Genomic DNA, 19563 nt, shown 5'->3' with positions numbered 1-19563 from the left:
TGATCCATGGGTGTTCGACCAATAATAATCCGCGTCCAAACGCGCAATAACCGTCAGGGATAACGTCATGAGCACCACCTACCAAGAGGCCTCGAGCCCCGCCCCAGCCAACTCGACCGCCCGAGTCGCCACGGCGAGCATCGTCGGCACCGCCATTGAGTTCTACGATTTCTACATCTACGCCACGGCTGCCGCCCTGGTGATCGGCCCGGTGTTCTTCCCCCAGACCTCCGGCACCGCGCAGATGCTGGCGTCGTTTCTGACCTTCGGCATCGCCTTTATCGCTCGCCCGCTGGGGTCGGCGTTGTTCGGCCACTTCGGCGACCGCATCGGCCGTAAATCAACCCTGGTGGCTTCACTGCTGCTGATGGGGGTGTGCACCACCTTGATCGGCTTGCTGCCGGGCTACGACAGCATCGGCGCCTGGGCCCCGATTCTCTTGTGTGTTTTGCGCTTCGGCCAAGGCCTCGGCCTGGGTGGAGAATGGGGCGGCGCGGCCTTGCTGGCGACCGAGAATGCCCCCAAGGGCAAGCGCGCCTGGTTCGGCATGTTCCCGCAACTGGGCCCGTCGATAGGCTTCCTGGCGGCCAACGGTTTGTTCCTGATTTTGGCCATGAGCCTGAATGACGAGCAATTTCGCAGCTGGGGCTGGCGCATTCCGTTCATCCTCAGCGCCGCACTGGTGATGGTGGGCCTGTACGCACGCCTCAAGCTGCATGAGACGCCGGTGTTCGCCAATGCAGTGGCCAAGGAAAAACCCGTGAAAGTGCCGCTGGTGGAACTGTTCAGCCAGCATTGGCTGCCGGTACTGCTGGGCGCCGCGTCGATGGTGGTGTGCTATGCGCTGTTTTATATCACCACCGCGTTTTCGTTGAGCTACGGCGTTTCCACCTTGGGCTACAGCCGTGAAACCTTCCTCGGCCTGCTGTGCTTTGCGGTGTTGTTCATGGGGCTGGCAACGCCATTGGCCGCCTTGGCCAGTGATCGCTACGGGCGCAAGCCGGTGCTGATTGTCGGCGCGGTCCTGGCGATTCTGTCGGGCTTTACCATGGAGCCGCTGCTGACCCATGGCTCGACCTGGGCCGTGGCGCTGTTCCTGGCGTTGGAGCTGTTTTTGATGGGCGTGACCTTCGCACCGATGGGCGCCCTGCTGCCGGAATTGTTCCCGACGCGTGTGCGTTATACCGGTGCATCGGCGGCGTATAACCTGGGTGGGATCGTGGGGGCCTCGGCGGCGCCGTTCTTCGCGACCAAGCTGGTGGCGATGGGTGGTTTGAGTTATGTCGGCGGGTATGTGTCGGCGGCAGCGTTGCTGAGTTTGATTGCGGTGCTGTGCCTGAAAGAGACGCGGGATAACGACTTGAACAAGGTCGCCTGAAAGCCAAAAAATGTAGGAGCGAGCTTGCTCGCGAAAAAGGTACATCCGACACCGCAATGTGCCTGAAATACCTTCGCGAGCAAGCTCGCTCCTACAGGGGCCGTTTTAGAGTTCTACGACAACTGCTTGGGAAGCACGGGTCGCCTTGGCCCGAGCTGCTTCAATCGACTCATCCCGCGCCAGTGCCACGCCCATGCGGCGCTGGCCGTTCACTTCAGGTTTGCCAAACAGACGCAACGCCGTATCCGGCTCGCTCAGCGCGGCGCCGAGGTTGGCGAATGCGGTCTGGGTGGACTGCCCTTCCACCAGGATCACCGCCGACGCCGAAGGCCCGAACTGACGGATCAATGGGATCGGCAGGCCGAGGATGGCGCGCGCGTGCAAGGCAAACTGCGACAGGTCCTGGGAAATCAGGGTCACCAGGCCAGTGTCATGGGGGCGCGGCGACACTTCGCTGAACCACACCTGATCGCCCTTGATGAACAACTCCACGCCAAACAAGCCACGGCCACCCAAGGCTTCGGTCACGGCTTTGGCAACGCGCTCTGACTCTGCCAGGGCAATCGGGCTCATGGCCTGCGGCTGCCAGGACTCCTGATAGTCGCCCTTCTCCTGGCGATGACCCACCGGCGCGCAGAAAGTGGTACCGCCGATGTGGCGCACGGTCAGCAGGGTGATTTCGTAGTCGAAGTCGATAAAACCTTCAATGATCACCCGGCCCTTGCCGGCACGCCCGCCCTCTTGGGCGTAGTCCCAGGCTTTCTGCACATCGTCGGCGCTGCGCAACAAGCTCTGGCCTTTGCCCGACGAACTCATCACCGGCTTGACCACGCACGGGAAGCCCAGGTCCTGGACGGCCTTGCTGTAGTCTTCGAAGGTGTCGGCGAAGTGGTACGGCGAGGTCGGCAGGTCCAGCTCTTCAGCGGCCAGGCGACGGATGCCTTCACGGTTCATGGTCAGCGACGTGGCGCGGGCGGTGGGGATCACGGTGAAGCCTTCGGCCTCCAGTTCAACCAGGGTCGCGGTGGCGATGGCTTCGATTTCCGGCACGATAAAGTGCGGTTTCTCCGCCTCGATCACCGCACGCAATGCGGCCCCGTCAAGCATGTTGATCACATGGCTACGGTGCGCCACCTGCATGGCCGGCGCGTTGGCGTAGCGATCCACGGCAATCACTTCAACGCCCAGGCGTTGCAGTTCGATTACCACTTCCTTGCCCAGCTCACCGCAGCCACACAGCAAAACGCGGGTCGCGGTTGGCGACAATGGAGTTCCGATTCGGGTCATCTCAGGTCCTCAGGGGAGCGGATCATGGGGGAGAAAGGCCGGCATTTTACATGAACTGTAAAAATTGGCCTCAGTTGGCGACAGCCCGCCGGCGGATGCGCCAGGCCATGATCAGCCAGACCACGGTGACACCGGCGAACTTGGACACCAACGCCGTGCCCGCCACCGCCGGCGTCAGTGCGCCGATCAGGCCGAAAAAGATAAAGGTATCGAGGGGAATGCTCAGCGCCGAACTTATCCACAGGCGGTCGTGCAGCGGGCGCTTGGTGATGCTGAACACCAGCCAGTCGATGCACTCGGACACCGCAAACGCCGTGGCACTGGCCAGGGCGATGGACGGGTCGGAGGTGATATAGGACAGCACCAGCGCCGCCAGCATGGCGATGATTGCGCCATGGCCGAAGCGGGTTTGCACCATGTCGCGCAGGATAAATACCAGGCCACCCCAGGCAGACCAGATGACGTCCAGGTGCGGGGCGGTGGAGAAGGCGAAGTTGATCAGCACGACGCTGCTGATGTAGGCGATCAGGAAAAACATGGGGATGGACCTGTGGGTAATGCCGCACAGGGTACACAATTACAAGGATGTCGTCTGGCAGGGCCTCATCGCAGGCAAGCCAGCTCCCACATTTGAAGGTATTCACACATCAAGGGTGGGAGCTGGCTTGCCTGCGATGGCGGCCTGTCAGGCGCCAGATTTTCCAGGGGTCATCCACACCATCCCACTCGCCACCGCCCGCTCATGGCACAACCCCAGCACCACCCGGCGCTCGGCGTTGTCCATGCGGCTCCAGCGCGTGATTTCATCCACATTGCGCTGGCAGCCGGTGCAGATATCGTCATCATCCAGCGCGCAAATACTGACGCAGGGCGAGGCGACCGGTCGTTCAATTGTGCTCATTCCTGCTGCTCAGCCAGGTCACGGGCATAACGCTGCGAGTTATGCACATAGTGCGCGGCGCTGGCTTCGAGCATGCGCTTTTGCGCCTCGGTCAGCTCACGCACCACCTTGCCCGGCGAACCCATGACCAGCGAGCCATCGGGAATTTCCTTGCCTTCACCGATCAGCGAGTTGGCGCCAATGATGCAGTGCTTGCCGATCTTGGCGCCATTAAGGATCACTGCGTTGATGCCGATCAGGCTGTAGTCGTCGACGGTGCAGCCGTGCAGCATGGCGTTATGGCCGATGGTCACGCCGGTGCCAAGGGTCAGCGGGTAGCCCATGTCGGTGTGCATCACGCTGCCGTCCTGCACGTTGCTGTTCTTGCCGATCAGGATCAGCTCGTTATCGCCACGCAACACCGCGTTGAACCAGACGTTGGCACCCTCCTCCAGCTTGACCTTGCCCACCAGCGTGGCATTGGGCGCCACCCAGCTGTGGGGATGCGTCTCGACGCGGGCGTCGCCCAGGCGGTATTTCATGGTTTTTCCTCACGGCATGCCATTTGAACGATGGCTTATAGATTGATGAAGCTCTTGGGTGGCTGGTGCAGGCTGATCTTGGCATCGTCATAGAGCAGGTTGATCAGCTCGACGATCATGATCGCCGTCAGCCCCCAGATTTTGTATTCGCCGAACCTGTAGCTTGGTACGTACCAACTGCGGCCCTGGTAATCAATGCGGTGGGTATGTTCGCGTGGGTCCTGTCGGAAAAAGTCCAAAGGCACACTGAAAACGGCGGCAATCTCGGCGTCGTTCGCCAGGTATTCGACGTAATCGGGGATCACGCCCACATAGGGCGTTACGCGGATGCCATGCAGGGAAATCAGCGGGCTCAACGGGCCAATGACTTCAACCAGCCCCGGCGGCAGGCCGATTTCTTCTTCGGCTTCGCGCAAGGCGGTAAAGATCAGGTCCGGGTCTTCGGGGTCACGGCGCCCGCCGGGAAAGGCCACTTCGCCACCGTGGGTCGACAGCCCGCTGGCGCGCAGGGTCAGGATCAGCTCGGGTTCGTCACTGCGGGTAATCGGCACCAGCACCGCAGCCTCAGGGAAACGCCCGTCGGTTTCCAGGGTGTGGGGGGTGTGATTGCTTACCCGGCGAAGTAGCTCGTCCAGCATGAGTCATCTCGGTCTGTTGGCTACCTTGCATCATGCACCAAAGCGTGCACGCGCCCAACCCCAAAACCGCAGCGCTGTCGCGAAACGACAACTTGCAGGAACGCCCGGCACCAAGCCAAGATGTGCCCATTCTCCAGGAACCCCAGCATGAATTTCTGCAGCCAGTGCGGCAAACCGGTGACCCAACGTATTCCCGAAGGCGACGCGCGCCTGCGTTATGTATGCGATCACTGCTCGACCATTCATTACCAGAACCCCAATATCGTCGCCGGTACCGTGCCGGTGTGGGGCGACCAAGTGCTGCTGTGCCGCCGCGCCATCGAGCCACGCCTGGGTTACTGGACCCTGCCCGCCGGCTTTATGGAAAATGGCGAGACCGTCGAACAGGCCGCCATGCGTGAAACCCTGGAAGAAGCCTGCGCCCGGGTGCGCAACCTGAGCATCTATACCCTGATCAATGTGCCGCACATCAGCCAGGTGCATATCTTCTACCGCGCCGAACTGATCGACCTGGACTTCGCCGCTGGCCAGGAGAGCCTGGAAGTGAGGCTGTTCGACGAAGCCGATATCCCTTGGTCCGAGCTGGCTTTCCGCACGGTCGGGCGTACCTTAGAATGCTTCTTCGCTGACCGTCGCCAACAGGCGTACCCGGTACGCAGCGAGTCAGTGCCACCGCTGTCCAAGCCCGCCCAATAACAAGCCGGCCAATGTCGCCAAAGGGATACCGTTTCAATGCGTTGGTTGCTTGCTCTGATCTGCCTATCGTTCGCCACGCTGTCCCCGGCCTCCACGGTGCAAACCCTTGACGGTAAAACGGTCGAGAAAGTCCTGGTCCTCAAGTCCGCCCACCAACTGCAGCTGATCAACGACGGCAAGCCGTTCAAGACCTATCGCATTTCCCTGGGCAAGAACCCCAAGGGCCACAAGCTGATCGAAGGCGACCGCCGCACACCCGAAGGCCTCTACTGGCTCGACTGGCGCAAGACCAGCGACCGCTTCAACCTGGCCATGCACATTTCCTACCCGAACATCAGCGACGCCGCCCGCGCCCGCCGCGAAGGCGTAAAGCCGGGCAGCATGATCATGATCCACGGCACCCCCGACACCGAAGACTACCCGGAACAGTGGTTTCACACCCTGGACTGGACCGACGGCTGCATCGGCATGCGCAATGTGGATATGCGCGAAGTGTGGAACCTGGTCAAAGACGGCACCCTCATCGAGATTCGGCCGTAATCGCGTGCCGTTCGTAAAATAATTCGAAAATAATTCCTGCCCCAGGCAGCGCCTGCCGGTGAATACCAGTTCACCGCGCGGGACCCTGCACTTGTGCGCGCCACAAAGACCTCTCTAATACCACTTGATACCAGGCCCCATTAAAGCGCCCTGAAACCGGGATTCGCACCGTTTTGGTAGCATTGACATGGTATTTAAGTGGTATTAGTTTTCGGCCATTACCGGGCGACAACACTCCAATAACGCATCGGAAACCTGACAGATGAATCCCATCCTGGCCCTGCGCCCCGACGACAAGCAGTCCACGCCGCTGTACCTGCAACTGGCCCGCAGCCTTGAAGCAGCGATCCATGCCGGCCAGTGGAAATCCGAACAGGCCTTGCCTTCGGAACGCGCGCTCAGCGAGCAGTTGAGCATCTCGCGGGTCACCGCCCGTAAAGCGCTAGAAGTGTTGCTGGCTCAAGGCCTGATCCGACGCAGCCAAGGCTCCGGCACCTTCATCACGCCGCGCCTGGAACAACCTTTGTCGCGCCTGTCGGGGTTCAGCGAAATGCTGCGGCTCAAGGGTTTTGTGCCCACATCCCAGTGGCTGGAACGCGACATCACCCCGCCAACCCATGAAGAACTGATCCGCCTGGGCCTCTCGCCCACCGACAAAGTGGCGCGCCTCAAGCGCCTGCGCAAAGCCGATGACACGGTGATGGCGATTGAAATGACCGCCATGCCAGCCTCCGTGCTGCCCCATCCCCAGGCCATCGGCAATTCGTTGTACGAATACCTGGAAAGCATCGGCAAGCCCATCGTGCGCGCCTTGCAGCATATCCAGGCGATCAATGCCTCGGATGAGTTCGCCGCACTGGTCGGCATCGCCCCCGGCACCGCCATGCTGCTGATGACCCGCGTGGGCTACACCGCCGACAACACGCCAATTGAAATCACCGACACCTACTGCCGCAACGATTACTACGACTTTGTCGCAGAACTGCGCCGCCATGATTACTCCGCCGAATTGCGAACTTAGAGAACTGCCCATGACTGAAGACAATATCCTCACGCCCAGCGGCTGGATGCGCGGTCGCCTGGTGCATGAGCACGGCAAGGTGGTCGCCATTGACGGCACGCCGTGCGACCCGGTCGACAACGACCTGCCCTACCTGCTGCCGGGCTTTATCGACCTGCATGTGCATGGCGGTGGCGGCGCGGACATCATGGAAGGTGCGGGCGCCTTCGAGACTATCACCCGTACCCACGTACGTTTTGGCACCACCTCGCTGCTGGCCACCACCATGACGGCGCCGGTGGAAGAAATCTCCCGCGTGCTCGGTGAGCTCGGCACGTTCTGCGAACAGCGGCCAGCCGGCAGCGCCCGCGTACTCGGCGTGCACCTGGAAGGCCCCTACATCAATCCGGGAAAACTCGGCGCCCAACCCAACTTCGCCCACACCGCGTTGATGCAGGAAGTGGAAGCCTACCTGCGCCTGGCGCCGATCCGGGTGATCACCATCGCCCCGGAAATCGCCGGCCACGACGCTCTGATCCGCGCCCTCAGCGAACGCGGCGTGCGCATGCAGATCGGCCACACCCTGGGCAGCTATGAAGAAGGCGTTGCCGCCCTGGCCGCTGGCGCCACCAGCTTCACCCACTTGTACAACGCCATGAGCCCGCTGCATCACCGCGAACCCGGCATCGTCGGCGCCGCGCTGGCCCACGCCCAGTACGCCGAGCTGATCCCGGACTTGCTGCATGTGCACCCCGGCGCCATGCGCGTGGCATTGCGCTCGATCCCCTGCCTGTACTGCGTCACCGACTCCACCGCCGCCGCCGGTATGCCCGATGGCGAATACAAGCTGGGCAGCCACACCGTGACCAAATGCCTGGGCGGCGTGCGCCTGGCCGACGGCACCCTGGCCGGCAGCACCCTGACCATGGATCAGGCGCTGCGCAACCTGGTGAAAATCGGCCTGCCAATCAGTGAAGCCTCACAACGCCTGTCGCAATTTCCTGCGGACTACCTGGGCCTGGAAGAACGCGGCCGCCTGCAACCCGGCAGCTTTGCCGACTGCGTGCGCCTGGACCGCTCCCTGACACTCATCGACGTAATGGTCGAAGGAGACACCATTGACTTCAAAAATGCTTGAAGAGGCCCTGGCCTCCTGCGACGCCGTCGCGGCCCAACTGCAACGCCTGGACCCGATGCTGGAAGAAATCGCCGGGCGCCTGCGCCGCCAGCCGCCGCAAGTGGCGATGACCATCGCTCGCGGCAGCTCCGACCACGCCGCCAGTTACTTCGCTTACCTGGCCATGCAGCACGTGGGCATTCCGGTGGCGTCGCTGCCGATGTCGGTGGTGACCCTGTTGCAGGCGCCGATGAAAGTCAGCGGCCAGGTAGCGTTTGGTTTCTCCCAATCGGGGCAGAGCCCGGATCTGGTCAATAGCCTGCGCCTGTTACGCAAACGTGGCGCCTTGAGCATCTCGCTGGTCAACGCCGAAGACTCGCCACTGGAAGCCGCGTGCGAATTCCATGTGCCGCTGTGCGCCGGGCCGGAACTCAGCGTGGCCGCCACCAAAAGTTTTATCGCCACCCTCAGCGCCAGTGCGCAACTGATCGGCCACTGGAATCAGGAAGCCGACTTGCTGCAAGCCTGTCAGGCCTTGCCCGATGGCCTGCGTGACGCCGCCACACAGGATTGGCGCACGGCCATCGACGCCCTTAAAGGCAGCCAGCGCTTGATGGTGATTGGTCGTGGCGCCGGTTTCGCCATCGCCCAGGAAGCCGCGCTCAAGCTCAAGGAAACCTCGGCGATCCAGGCCGAAGCCTTCAGCAGCGCCGAAGTGCGCCACGGGCCGATGGCGCTGATCGACGAGAACTACCCCCTGCTGGTGTTCGCCCCACGCGGCGCCGAGCAGGCCGGCCTGCTGAGCCTGGCCGCCGATATGCGCCAACGCGGTGCCCGCGTGCTGCTGGCCGCACCGGACGATATCGCCGAACGCGACCTGACGCTGAGCCGCGCCGAACACCCGAGCCTGGACCCGATCCTGGCGATCCAGAGCTTCTACGTGATGGCCGCCGGCCTGGCGCAGGCACGGGGCATGGACCCGGACCAGCCGCGCCACCTGAGCAAAGTCACCCGCACGCACTAAAGCGGCGTTTTCCTGATGAGTACCGTGCCCATGCCCAACAACAATAATCCATTGACCCTTAGCGCCCCCTTGAGTGGGCCGGTGCTGGCCCTGAACCGCGTCCCCGACGAAGTGTTCGCCAGCGGCGCCATGGGCGACGGTATCGCTATCGACCCGCTGAACGACTGCCTGCAGGCGCCCTGTGACGGCGTGATCATCCATGTCGCCCGCACCGGGCATGCGCTGACCATCCGCGCCGACAACGGTGCCGAAGTGCTGATGCACGTGGGCATCGACACCGTGGAGCTCAATGGCGAAGGCTTTGCTTTGCTAGTGAAGGATGGCGCACGGGTGAGCGAGGGCCAGCCGTTGGTGCAGTTTGACCTGGACCGCATTGCGCGCCAGTGCAAAAGCCTGGTGAGCCTGATCATCCTGACCAACAGTGACCGCTTCGAGCTGCAACCCATCGCGAGCAAGACCGTGAAGCTCGGTGAATCACTGATGCGGATTGCCCTGCGCACATCCGCGCCGGTTCAAACCGCTGTGGATAACTCGGTCGCAGAAGTGAGCGCCACGGTACGCATCACCCACCGTGGCGGCTTGCATGCGCGTCCTGCCGCGCTGGTGCGCAAGACGGCGCAAGGTTTCAGCAGCCAATCGCAGCTGCACATCGGCGATAAGTCAGCGGCGTGTGACAGCCTGATCGGCCTGATGGGGCTGGGCATTGGCGAGGGCGACGAGGTGCGGGTGACCTGCCGTGGCACCGATTGCGAAGCCGCGTTGCAGGCACTGGTCGCCGCGTTGTCTGTGGTGGTGCACGAGGAACATCAGGCGCAGGTCGTGGCCACGCCCCGCCGCGTGAATACCGAAGCCAATGTACTCCAAGGCGTATGCGCGGCACCGGGCCTGGTGTGCGGGCCGTTGTTCCGCCTCACGGGCATCGAACTGCCGGAGGACGCCGGCGCTCACAACATCGACGAGCAACGGCAACAGCTGGATGCGGCCCTTGAGCAAGTGCGCGGCGAAATCCGCAGCACCCTGGACCTCGCTCGCCAGCGCAAGAACGTCGAGGAAGAAGAGATCTTCGCAGCCCACCTCGCCCTGCTGGAAGATCCCGCATTGCTCGACGCGGCCACCGCTGCCATCGCACAGGGCAGCGCCGCCACCCACGCCTGGCGCGATGCGATCCAGGCCCAATGCGCCGTGCTGTTGGCGTTGGGCAAGCCGCTGTTCGCCGAACGCGCCAACGACCTGCGCGACCTGCAACAACGAGTACTGCGTGCCTTGCTGGGTGAAGCCTGGCATTTCGAATTGCCGGCCGGTGCGATTGTCAGCGCCCATGAACTGACGCCCTCGGACTTGCTGCAACTGAGCACGCAACAGGCCGCTGGCATCTGCATGGCCGAAGGCGGCGCGACTTCCCATGTGGCCATTTTGGCGCGGGGCAAAGGCTTGCCCTGTGTGGTGGCGTTGGGCGATGAAGTGCTCGACGTTCCCCAAGGCCAACGGGTGGCGCTCGATGCCACTAATGGGCGCCTGGAACTGGCCCCCAGCGAAGCGCGCCATGCCGAAGTCCACCAGATTCGCGAAACACAAAAACTGCGTCGTAAAGAGCAGCAGGCCCAAGCCCAGCAAGCGGCGCTGACCCACGATGGCGTGACCATCGAAATCGCCGCCAATGTCGCCTCCAGCAGCGAGGCCCAACTGGCGTTTGCAAACGGCGCCGATGGCGTCGGCCTGCTGCGCACCGAATTCCTGTTTGTGGACCGTCGTACCGCGCCGGATGAGCAGGAACAGCGCCAGGCCTACCAGGCCGTGCTGGATGCCATGGGCGACAAGTCGGTGATCATCCGCACCATCGACGTGGGCGGCGACAAGCAACTCGACTACCTGCCTCTGCCCGTCGAAGCCAACCCGGTGCTGGGCCTGCGCGGCATTCGCATGGCTCAGGTGCGTCCCGAACTGCTCGACCAGCAACTGCGTGCCCTGCTGCAAGTCTCGCCGCTGGGGCGTTGCCGCATCCTGCTGCCGATGGTCAGCGAGGTGGATGAACTGCTGCACATCCGCCAGCGCCTGGATGAGTTGTGCGTGGAGCTGGCACTGACCCAGCGCCCGGAACTGGGCGTGATGATCGAAGTACCCGCCGCCGCGCTGATGGCCGAGAAACTGGCCGAACATGCGGACTTTTTGTCCATCGGCACCAATGACCTGTCCCAGTACACCCTGGCCATGGACCGCGACCACGCAGGCTTGGCCGCCCGCGTCGATGCGCTGCACCCGGCGCTGTTGCGACTGATCGCCCAAACCTGTGCCGGCGCAGCCAAGCATGGCCGTTGGGTTGGCGTGTGTGGCGCCTTGGCCTCCGACCCACTGGCCACGCCAGTACTGGTCGGCCTGGGGGTCAGTGAGCTGTCGGTAAGCCCGCCGCAGATCGGCGAAATCAAGGACCGCGTCCGCCACCTGGACGCGGCGCAATGCCGGCAACTGAGCCTTGAGCTGCTCGACCTGAGCAGCGCCAAGGCCGTTCGCCAAGCCTGTCAACACCACTGGCCGCTGAGCTGAAAACAACAAGAATAGGGAGACACGCCATGTACCAACACTTTATCGAAGGCCTGCAACGCCTGGGCCGCGCCCTGATGCTGCCGATTGCGATCCTGCCAATCGCCGGTTTGCTGCTGCGCCTGGGCGACACCGATTTGCTCAACATCGCGGTGATGCATGATGCCGGCCAGGCGATTTTCGCCAACCTGGCGCTGATCTTCGCCATCGGCATTGCCGTGGGCTTTGCCCGTGACAACAACGGCACTGCGGGCCTGGCCGGGGCGATTGGTTACCTGGTGATGGTCTCCACGCTCAAGGTGATGGACACCACCATCAACATGGGCATGCTCGCCGGTATCGCCAGTGGCCTGATGGCGGGCGGGCTGTATAACCGCTTCAAGGACATCAAGCTGCCGGAGTACCTGGCGTTCTTCGGTGGGCGACGGTTTGTGCCGATTGTCACCGGCTTCAGCGCGGTGGGCCTGGGCGTGATTTTCGGTCTGATCTGGCCGCCGATCCAGCATGGCATCAACAGCTTCGGCGTACTGTTGATGGAAAGCGGCAGCCTCGGTGCGTTCGTATTTGGCGTGTTCAACCGCCTGCTGATCGTCACCGGTTTGCATCACATCCTTAACAACATGGCGTGGTTCGTGTTCGGCAGCTTCACCGACCCGGTAACCGGCGCGGTGGTCACGGGCGACCTGACCCGCTACTTTGCCGGCGACCCCAAGGGCGGCCAGTTCATGACCGGCATGTTCCCGGTGATGCTGTTCGGCTTGCCGGCTGCCTGCCTGGCGATGTACCGCAATGCGTTGCCTGAGCGGCGCAAAGTGATGGGCGGGATCTTCCTGTCGATGGCGCTGACCTCGTTCCTGACCGGGGTGACCGAGCCGATTGAATTTGCCTTCATGTTCCTGGCGCCGTTCCTATACCTGATTCACGCATTGCTCACCGGCCTGTCGATGGCGGTCACCGACCTGCTGAATATCCACCTGGGCTTTACCTTCTCCGGTGGGTTTATCGACATGGTGCTGGGCTGGGGCAAGTCCACCAATGGCTGGCTGGTGGTGCCGGTGGGCCTGGCCTACGCGGTGATCTACTACAGCGTGTTCAGCTACTGCATCCGCCGCTTCAACCTCAAGACACCGGGCCGGGAAGATATCCAGGTGGTGCAGGCTGAAGCGATGAGTGATAACCAGCGTGCTACGGCTTATATCCAGGCGTTGGGTGGTGCTGAGAACTTGCTGAGTGTGGGCGCTTGCACCACGCGTCTGCGTCTGGACATGGTGGATCGCAACAAGGCGGTGGACGCAGAGTTGAAAGCGCTGGGCGCCATGGCCGTGGTGCGGCCGGGGAATGGTGGGAGCTTGCAGGTAGTGGTCGGGCCGATGGCCGATAGCATTGCTGATGAAATCCGCTTGGCAATGCCGGGGTTTGTTGCCGCAGCGCCTGTAGCGGTTGCGCCTGTGGATAAGCCGGTGGCGGTGAATGTACACGAGGCCGAAAAATGGCTGAATGCGCTGGGTGGCCGAGGGAATGTGCGCCAGCTGGAAGCGGTGGCGATGACCCGGTTGCGGGTGGAGTTGAGGGATGACTCGGTGGTGTCCGACGCTGGCCTCACCGCGCTCGGATGCCAAGGGGTGAGCCAACTGGATAGTGGTGTCTGGCACTTGTTGGTTGGTGATAAGGCGTCGGGACTCGGTGAGGCATTGGAGCGGTTGGTTACCCGCCCGATCAACGCCTGATCACCCTGTGGCGAGGGAGCTTGCTCCCGCTGGAGTGCGAAGCGCTACCAGGAATTTTGGGGCCGCTGCGCAGCCCAGCGGGAGCAAGCTCCCTCGCCACAGAGTGTGGTTTATTCAGTTGCTGATGGGTACTTCCTGTAGATCCAGTACTCGATCCACCATCAACTGAATGCCCTCTACCATCCGATGAATGCCCTGCACTGCATCACGCTGCGGGCCGTCGACGTCAAAAGCCAGATTACCCGCCAGTGCCTGTACGGATGCCAGGTCTTGGGAAGCATTGGCGAGCAGGGTTTCGATGTTCAGACTGGGTAGTACGGTGAAGATCTGGTCGGACGGTGAATCACCAGCTTGGCGGGACTCGGCTTGAGATGAGATAGAACTGAAGACATCGCAGACAGCAAAAACCCGGCCTAAGCCGGGTTCTTTGATAGCTATCTATACCTAGGCAGACGCCGCACGCTGTTCGGCTTCATAGTGGCGGGTCTGAAAAGGCATCAAGGTCTGAACCTTCAAACCCAGACCCTCACTTAATCCCCAGGACATTGCCAGTTCGTCACGACGACTGCGCAACGCAACAGCGCCTTGGGATTTCACGTATTGCCTTGAGGCTGAGAACAGTTCAAGCGCCTTCAACGCTTCCTTTACCCGACTATCGGTCGCACACGAAAAGCGTGTGAAGCGCTCCAGCAAATAGCCTGCGCGACGAAGCTCTACCTCACTGGAGTGCTCCTGCATGAACGCCCTCACCTCGCCCACAAGATTCGTATCCGAATACCACACAGCTTTCGCTGCACTGACCAAGGCAGCATCATCAGCCTGATTCAAGGGGCTTTTGACCAGTGTGTCCAAGGCGGACGAGAGGACCGGACCGTTAAAGGGCTTCGCCATCTGCAGTCTCCAGATAATCGTGCAAGATATTGGTCAGTATGGATCTGGGTGGCTCTTTGTTGCCAACATACATATCAATCGCCTGCAATGCCAGCTGACGGAGCTCAGCGGTCACTATGAAGCCAGCCCTGAGCAACACCATGATGTCATCTACATCCTGATCAGTGGCTCTGCCCAATTTGGAGATTGCAATGTCGATAGGCGCAGCTACATGAAGATGCGGCGCAGACTCAAGAGGAAACTCTTCCAGGGGAAGACTTCGCTCCCAGTAGTCTTCGTGGAGCGGACCAAAGCTAGTGTTGTATTGGAGGTCATAGTTCAACTCCATGACACGGCCAGACTGCTCATCGAAAACTGTTCTGGAAACTCTGCAAGCAATGTTCGTAGGCGCAGCGTGTCTTGAGTATTTGCGCAATAAATCTCCGCATCCACGTCCGTGGACACACGGTGGTGGGTATATAAATGAACAGCACAACCACCGAATACAATGACCTGGACCGCGCCCGGACTGGCGCCTTCGAGCGTCAATTCCATTTCAATGGCTCTGAACATTGAAATCAGAGCTTGCCCTAGCGCAGAGCTGGTATTGAGGCGAGGAACAACGAAATCTGGAATTTGCATATTGAATTTCAAACCGTACGCAAGATCATTGCTGGACGGGTCTTGAATTCAAGCCCCGATCACTGAGTTATCAGCGACCGATTGAGGCTAGGGAGACAGGTTCCGAGGGACAACCTGAAAGGCTTGTCGGAAAGTTCTGAGGCGCTTGCACCGACGCCATCGCAGGCAAGCCAGCTCCTACATGGGATTGATGTACGGTCTGACAACGGGGTCAAATGTGGGAGCTGGCTTGCCTGCGATTGGCACTTACAGCCAACAAAAAACCCGCTGACCAAACTGGCCCAGCGGGTTTCTTGTTTATGCAGCCAGCCGATCAAAAATCCGCCAACTGCCACACCTCATACGCCGGTGTCTCATACGGGTGGCTAAGTTTGAGAGCAGCCACAACAGCCACAATCAACTCATCCGCCACCACCAGCTCAACCTTCCATTCCTCAACCACTTCAACCTGGCCGACCTGCCCGATAAACGGCTGACTGCCGTCCAACGCGCGGAATTGGCCCTGGCCCAGCACTTGCCAGGCGCAGCTGTCGTAGTCGCCGATGCGCCCGCCGCCGGCTGCGAAGACGGCGGTTTTCACCGTCTCCACATGGCTGTCGGGCACGAAGAAGGCGAGCTTGTACACGACCTTAGTTCACCCACACACGGGCGTTGCGGAACATGCGCATCCAGGCGCCGTCTTCGTTCCACTCTTCCGGACGCCACGAGTTCTGCACGGCGCGGAATACGCGCTCCGGGTGCGGCATCATGATGGTCACGCGGCCGTCGCGGCTGGTAAGGCCGGTAATCCCGCGCGGCGAGCCGTTCGGGTTGGCCGGGTAGCTTTCGGTGACCTTGCCGTGGTTATCGACAAAGCGCAGGGCAATGGTGCCGGACAGGTCGGCTTCAAGCAGCGCTTCTTCGCTGCTGAATTCGGCATGGCCTTCACCGTGGGCGATGGCGATTGGCATACGCGAACCGGCCATGCCTTGCAGGAAGATCGAGTTGGACTCCTGCACCTGCACCATGGCAACACGGGCTTCGAACTGCTCGGAACGGTTGCGCACAAAGTGCGGCCAGAACTCGCTGCCCGGGATCAGTTCGCTGAGGTTGGACATCATCTGGCAACCGTTGCACACACCCAGGGTGAAGCTGTCGTTGCGCTCGAAGAAGCCCTGGAACGCATCGCGGGCACGGCTGTTGAACAGGGCCGACTTGGCCCAGCCTTCACCGGCACCCAGCACGTCGCCGTAGGAGAAACCACCGCAGGCCACCAGGCCCTTGAACTCGTTGAGGTCAACGCGACCGGCGAGGATGTCGCTCATGTGCACGTCGATCGCATTGAAGCCGGCGCGGTCGAACGCGGCCGCCATTTCCACCTGACCGTTGACGCCCTGCTCACGCAGTACGGCAACCTGTGGACGAATGCCCTTCTTGATGTAAGGCGCGGCGATGTCCTGGTTGACGTCGAAGCTGAGCATGGTGCTCAGGCCCGGGTTGTCTTCTTCCAGGATCACGTCGAATTCCTGCTCGGCGCAGTCGGCGTTATCACGCAGGCGCTGGATCTGGTAGCTGGTCTCGGCCCACTGGCGTTGCAGCAGACGGCGTTGACCGGTAAAGACCGTGTCGCCATTGAACGAGATATTGACTTCGCCGTTGTTGATCGGCTGGCCAATCACCGCCACGCACTCGGCCAGGCCAGCGGCGCTGAACTGCGCGAGCACGTCTGGGGTAGCGTCCTGGCGCACCTGGATCACCGCACCCAACTCTTCGTTGAACAGGATGCCGTTGATTTCGGCAGCATCCTCGGCAACGCTGTCCAGCACGATGTTCAGGCCGCAGTGACCGGCGAAGGCCATTTCGACAACGCTGGTCAGCAAACCACCGTCGGAACGGTCGTGGTACGCCAGCAGGTGGCCGTCGGCATTCAGGCCCTGGATCACGGCGAAGAAGGCTTTGAGGTCTTCGGCGTCATCGACGTCCGGGGCCTGCTTGCCGAGCTTGCCATGGGTTTGCGCCAGGATCGAGGCGCCCATGCGGTTCTGGCCACGGCCCAGGTCGATCAGGATCAGGTCGGTGGTGCCCTTGTCCATGCGCAGTTGCGGGGTCAGGGTCTGGCGGATGTCGGTGACTGGCGCAAAGCCGGTGACGATCAACGACAGCGGCGACGTGACGCTCTTGTCGGTGCCGTCTTCGTTCCAACGGGTGGCCATGGACATGGAGTCCTTGCCCACCGGAATGGTGATACCCAGCTCCGGGCACAGCTCCATACCGACGGCTTTGACCGTGTCGTACAGGCGTGCATCTTCACCCGGGTGACCGGCAGCGGACATCCAGTTGGCCGACAGTTTGATGTCGGACAGCTTGCCGATACGCGAGGCCGCAATGTTGGTGAGGGTTTCACCAATGGCCATGCGGCCCGACGCCGGAGCGTCCAGCAGGGCCAGCGGCGTACGCTCGCCCATGGCCATGGCTTCACCGGTGTACACGTCAAAGCTGGTGGCGGTGACAGCAACGTCAGCCACCGGCACTTGCCATGGACCGACCATTTGGTCACGGGCAACCAAGCCTGTGATGGTGCGGTCGCCGATAGTGATCAAAAAGCTTTTGCTCGCCACGGCCGGGTGGTGCAGCACGCGTTCGATGCTGTTGGCCAGGTCCAGCGTGCTTGGGTCGAAGTCATCGCCCAGCTCGGCTTCACGGTTGGCCGAACGGTGCATGCGCGGGGCCTTGCCCAGCAGCACTTCCAACGGCATGTCCACGGGGCTGTTACCGAAGTGGCTGTCGGTGACTGTCAGTTGCGGCTCGGCAGTGGCTTCGCCGACCACGGCAAACGGGCAACGCTCGCGTTCGCAGATGGCCTGGAAGCGCGCGAAGTCTTCAGGGCCAACGGCCAGTACGTAGCGTTCCTGGGATTCGTTACTCCAGATTTCGTGCGGGGCCATGCCCGGCTCGTCGTTTGGAATGTTGCGCAGCTCGAAGCGGCCACCACGCTCGCCATCGTTGACCAGTTCCGGGAAGGCGTTGGACAAACCGCCGGCACCGACGTCGTGGATGAAGCTGATCGGGTTCTTGTCACCCAACTGCCAGCAACGGTCGATGACTTCCTGGCAGCGGCGCTCCATCTCAGGGTTTTCGCGCTGTACAGAAGCAAAGTCCAGGTCGGCCGAGCTGGTGCCGGTGGCCATGGAAGAGGCCGCGCCGCCGCCCAGGCCGATCAGCATCGCCGGGCCGCCGAGCACGATCAGCTTGGAGCCAACCAGAATCTCGCCTTTCTTGACGTGTTCTTCACGGATGTTGCCCATGCCGCCAGCCAACATGATCGGCTTGTGGTAGCCGCGCACTTCATCGCCACGCGGGGTGGTGATGGACTGCTCGAAGGTCCGGAAGTAACCGGTGAGCGCCGGGCGCCCGAATTCGTTGTTGAACGCGGCGCCGCCCAGCGGGCCTTCGATCATGATGTCCAGCGCGGTGACGATGCGCTCAGGTTTGCCGTACGGCACTTCCCACGGCTGTTCAAAGCCTGGGATCTGCAGGTTGGACACGGTGAAACCGGTGAGGCCCGCCTTGGGCTTGGCACCACGGCCGGTGGCGCCTTCGTCACGGATTTCGCCGCCAGACCCGGTGGCTGCGCCCGGGAACGGGGCAATCGCGGTCGGGTGGTTGTGGGTTTCAACCTTCATCAGGATGTGCACCGGCTCCTGCACCGCGCCGTACTGGCGGGTTTCAGGGTCGGGGAAGAAACGGCCGGCGACGGAGCCGACGATCACCGAGGCGTTGTCCTTATAAGCCGACAGAACGCCTTCGCTGTGCATCACGTAGGTGTTCTTGATCATGCCGAACAGGCTTTTCTCTTGGCTTTGGCCGTCGATGTCCCAACTGGCGTTGAAGATCTTGTGACGGCAATGCTCGGAGTTGGCCTGGGCGAACATCATCAGTTCGATGTCGTGGGGGTTGCGCTTCAAGCCGTTGAAGGCGTTGACCAGGTAGTCGATTTCGTCCTCGGCCAGGGCCAGGCCCAGCTCGGTGTTGGCCTTCTCGAGGGCGGCGCGGCCACCGCCCAGCACGTCAATGGCGGTGAGCGGCTTGGGTTCGGCATGGCTGAACAGGCCGGCAGCCTGTTCCAGCTGGCTGACGATGATCTGGGTCATGCGGTCGTGCAGGCTGCTGGCGATCAGCTCGGCCTCGGCGTCGCTGAACTGCCCGGCGACGTAGAAGGCAATCCCACGTTCCAGGCGCTGGATTTTATCCAGGCCGCAGTTGCGGGCGATGTCGCTGGCCTTGCTCGACCAGGGCGAGATGGTGCCGAACCGTGGCAGTACCAGGAACAAGCGGCCAGTCGGCTCTTGAACGGGAACGCTTGGGCCGTACTTCAGAAGGCGTGCCAGCACTTGCTGTTCGTCGGCGGTCAAGACGCCGGTAACGTCGGCGAAGTGAGCAAATTCAGCGTACAGGCCTGTAACAGCTGGAACCTTCTGGCTCAGTTGCTCAAGGAGTTTGCTGTGGCGAAAGGCAGAAAGGGCAGGAGCGCCGCGCAGGATCAACATCTTCGGGACAGCCTCGGGAAGGGGTGTGCTTTGAGGCCGTGCATTCTAGCGTAAACCTTCGCCAACGGCACCCGAAACGCTACCGGTGGCCGCCGCCGAACGTCAGTTGGCACGCTTTGCCTGCGATCACAGCACTCTCCAGGGCACTGGGCGCAGTT

Annotated in this window: 19 protein-coding genes; 8 read left to right on the top strand and 11 right to left on the bottom strand. The window is 61.9% G+C overall.

The features are described from left to right. Positions 1 to 67: 67 nt before the first annotated feature. Entirely contained in the window at positions 68 to 1378 is a 1311-nt protein-coding gene (locus tag ODQ19_RS17035) for an MFS transporter (RefSeq protein WP_116665429.1), read from the top strand. A 105-nt stretch (positions 1379 to 1483) separates the two neighbouring features. Here ODQ19_RS17035 and purT read toward each other — a convergent pair whose 3' ends face one another. From purT to ODQ19_RS17010, 5 genes are all read right to left on the bottom strand, one after another. Then, a complete protein-coding gene (gene purT / locus ODQ19_RS17030) occupies positions 1484 to 2665 on the bottom strand; it encodes a formate-dependent phosphoribosylglycinamide formyltransferase (RefSeq protein ID WP_054918313.1) in 1182 nt (393 codons plus the stop codon). Positions 2666 to 2735: 70 nt separating this feature from the next. Next, positions 2736 to 3203, bottom strand: coding sequence for a preQ0 transporter (locus ODQ19_RS17025; protein ID WP_003193971.1), 468 nt, complete (start codon positions 3201 to 3203; stop codon positions 2736 to 2738). A gap of 147 nt (positions 3204 to 3350) precedes the next feature. Further along, the gene (locus ODQ19_RS17020) at positions 3351 to 3566 is read right to left on the bottom strand and encodes a DUF1289 domain-containing protein (RefSeq protein ID WP_105228314.1); all 216 of its coding nucleotides are present in this window, start codon (positions 3564 to 3566) and stop codon (positions 3351 to 3353) included. Then, positions 3563 to 4087 (bottom strand): gamma carbonic anhydrase family protein, encoded by a 525-nt coding sequence (locus tag ODQ19_RS17015; protein WP_032895426.1) that lies wholly within the window; start codon positions 4085 to 4087, stop codon positions 3563 to 3565. The genes ODQ19_RS17020 and ODQ19_RS17015 overlap by 4 nt, the downstream gene beginning before the upstream one ends. 35 nt (positions 4088 to 4122) lie before the next feature. Next, positions 4123 to 4725 carry a CoA pyrophosphatase gene (locus tag ODQ19_RS17010; RefSeq protein WP_032895425.1) on the bottom strand — a complete coding sequence of 201 codons (603 nt, stop codon included), beginning with the start codon at positions 4723 to 4725 and terminating at the stop codon, positions 4123 to 4125. A 147-nt stretch (positions 4726 to 4872) separates the two neighbouring features. Here ODQ19_RS17010 and ODQ19_RS17005 point away from each other — a divergent pair, with 147 nt between their 5' ends. From ODQ19_RS17005 to nagE, 7 genes are all read left to right on the top strand, one after another. Further along, positions 4873 to 5421 (top strand): NUDIX hydrolase, encoded by a 549-nt coding sequence (locus tag ODQ19_RS17005; RefSeq protein ID WP_003193976.1) that lies wholly within the window; start codon positions 4873 to 4875, stop codon positions 5419 to 5421. Positions 5422 to 5457: 36 nt separating this feature from the next. Next, positions 5458 to 5961 (top strand): L,D-transpeptidase family protein, encoded by a 504-nt coding sequence (locus tag ODQ19_RS17000; protein WP_047711705.1) that lies wholly within the window; start codon positions 5458 to 5460, stop codon positions 5959 to 5961. 262 nt (positions 5962 to 6223) lie between these two features. Continuing rightward, positions 6224 to 6982, top strand: a complete 759-nt coding sequence (locus ODQ19_RS16995; RefSeq protein WP_003193978.1) for a GntR family transcriptional regulator — start codon at positions 6224 to 6226, stop codon at positions 6980 to 6982. Positions 6983 to 6992: 10 nt separating this feature from the next. Beyond that, positions 6993 to 8099 carry an N-acetylglucosamine-6-phosphate deacetylase gene (gene nagA / locus ODQ19_RS16990; RefSeq protein ID WP_330210697.1) on the top strand — a complete coding sequence of 369 codons (1107 nt, stop codon included), beginning with the start codon at positions 6993 to 6995 and terminating at the stop codon, positions 8097 to 8099. Then, positions 8080 to 9102: an SIS domain-containing protein gene (locus tag ODQ19_RS16985; RefSeq protein WP_330210696.1), complete on the top strand. Its 1023-nt coding sequence runs from the start codon at positions 8080 to 8082 to the stop codon at positions 9100 to 9102. Before nagA ends, ODQ19_RS16985 begins: the two co-directional genes overlap by 20 nt. A 30-nt stretch (positions 9103 to 9132) precedes the next feature. Next, positions 9133 to 11643 carry a phosphoenolpyruvate--protein phosphotransferase gene (gene ptsP, locus ODQ19_RS16980; RefSeq protein ID WP_330210727.1) on the top strand — a complete coding sequence of 837 codons (2511 nt, stop codon included), beginning with the start codon at positions 9133 to 9135 and terminating at the stop codon, positions 11641 to 11643. 26 nt (positions 11644 to 11669) lie between these two features. Then, positions 11670 to 13367, top strand: coding sequence for an N-acetylglucosamine-specific PTS transporter subunit IIBC (nagE, locus tag ODQ19_RS16975; protein WP_330210695.1), 1698 nt, complete (start codon positions 11670 to 11672; stop codon positions 13365 to 13367). A 114-nt stretch (positions 13368 to 13481) separates the two neighbouring features. On the opposite strand, the gene ODQ19_RS16970 is transcribed toward nagE, so the two are convergent. The 6 genes from ODQ19_RS16970 to purL all read right to left on the bottom strand — a co-directional run bounded on the left by ODQ19_RS16970 (position 13482) and on the right by purL (position 19405). Then, complete coding sequence (locus tag ODQ19_RS16970) at positions 13482 to 13745, bottom strand: DUF6124 family protein (protein WP_330210726.1); 264 nt, start codon at positions 13743 to 13745, stop codon at positions 13482 to 13484. 66 nt (positions 13746 to 13811) lie between these two features. Then, the gene (locus ODQ19_RS16965; RefSeq protein ID WP_116665419.1) at positions 13812 to 14258 is read right to left on the bottom strand and encodes a hypothetical protein; all 447 of its coding nucleotides are present in this window, start codon (positions 14256 to 14258) and stop codon (positions 13812 to 13814) included. After that, positions 14242 to 14586 (bottom strand): hypothetical protein, encoded by a 345-nt coding sequence (locus ODQ19_RS16960; protein ID WP_330210694.1) that lies wholly within the window; start codon positions 14584 to 14586, stop codon positions 14242 to 14244. Before ODQ19_RS16960 ends, ODQ19_RS16965 begins: the two co-directional genes overlap by 17 nt. After that, complete coding sequence (locus ODQ19_RS16955; RefSeq protein ID WP_330210693.1) at positions 14577 to 14879, bottom strand: hypothetical protein; 303 nt, start codon at positions 14877 to 14879, stop codon at positions 14577 to 14579. The genes ODQ19_RS16960 and ODQ19_RS16955 overlap by 10 nt, the downstream gene beginning before the upstream one ends. 313 nt (positions 14880 to 15192) lie before the next feature. Then, positions 15193 to 15504: an NIF3 1 gene (locus tag ODQ19_RS16950; protein ID WP_003193986.1), complete on the bottom strand. Its 312-nt coding sequence runs from the start codon at positions 15502 to 15504 to the stop codon at positions 15193 to 15195. 4 nt (positions 15505 to 15508) lie between these two features. Continuing rightward, positions 15509 to 19405 carry a phosphoribosylformylglycinamidine synthase gene (gene purL, locus ODQ19_RS16945; protein WP_116665417.1) on the bottom strand — a complete coding sequence of 1299 codons (3897 nt, stop codon included), beginning with the start codon at positions 19403 to 19405 and terminating at the stop codon, positions 15509 to 15511. Between the last annotated feature and the right edge of the window lie 158 nt (positions 19406 to 19563).

The sequence above is a fragment of the Pseudomonas sp. AM4(2022) genome (assembly GCF_036346515.1).
Taxonomy (GTDB): domain Bacteria; phylum Pseudomonadota; class Gammaproteobacteria; order Pseudomonadales; family Pseudomonadaceae; genus Aquipseudomonas; species Aquipseudomonas paracarnis.
This window is presented reverse-complemented; position numbering and strand designations above follow the sequence as displayed.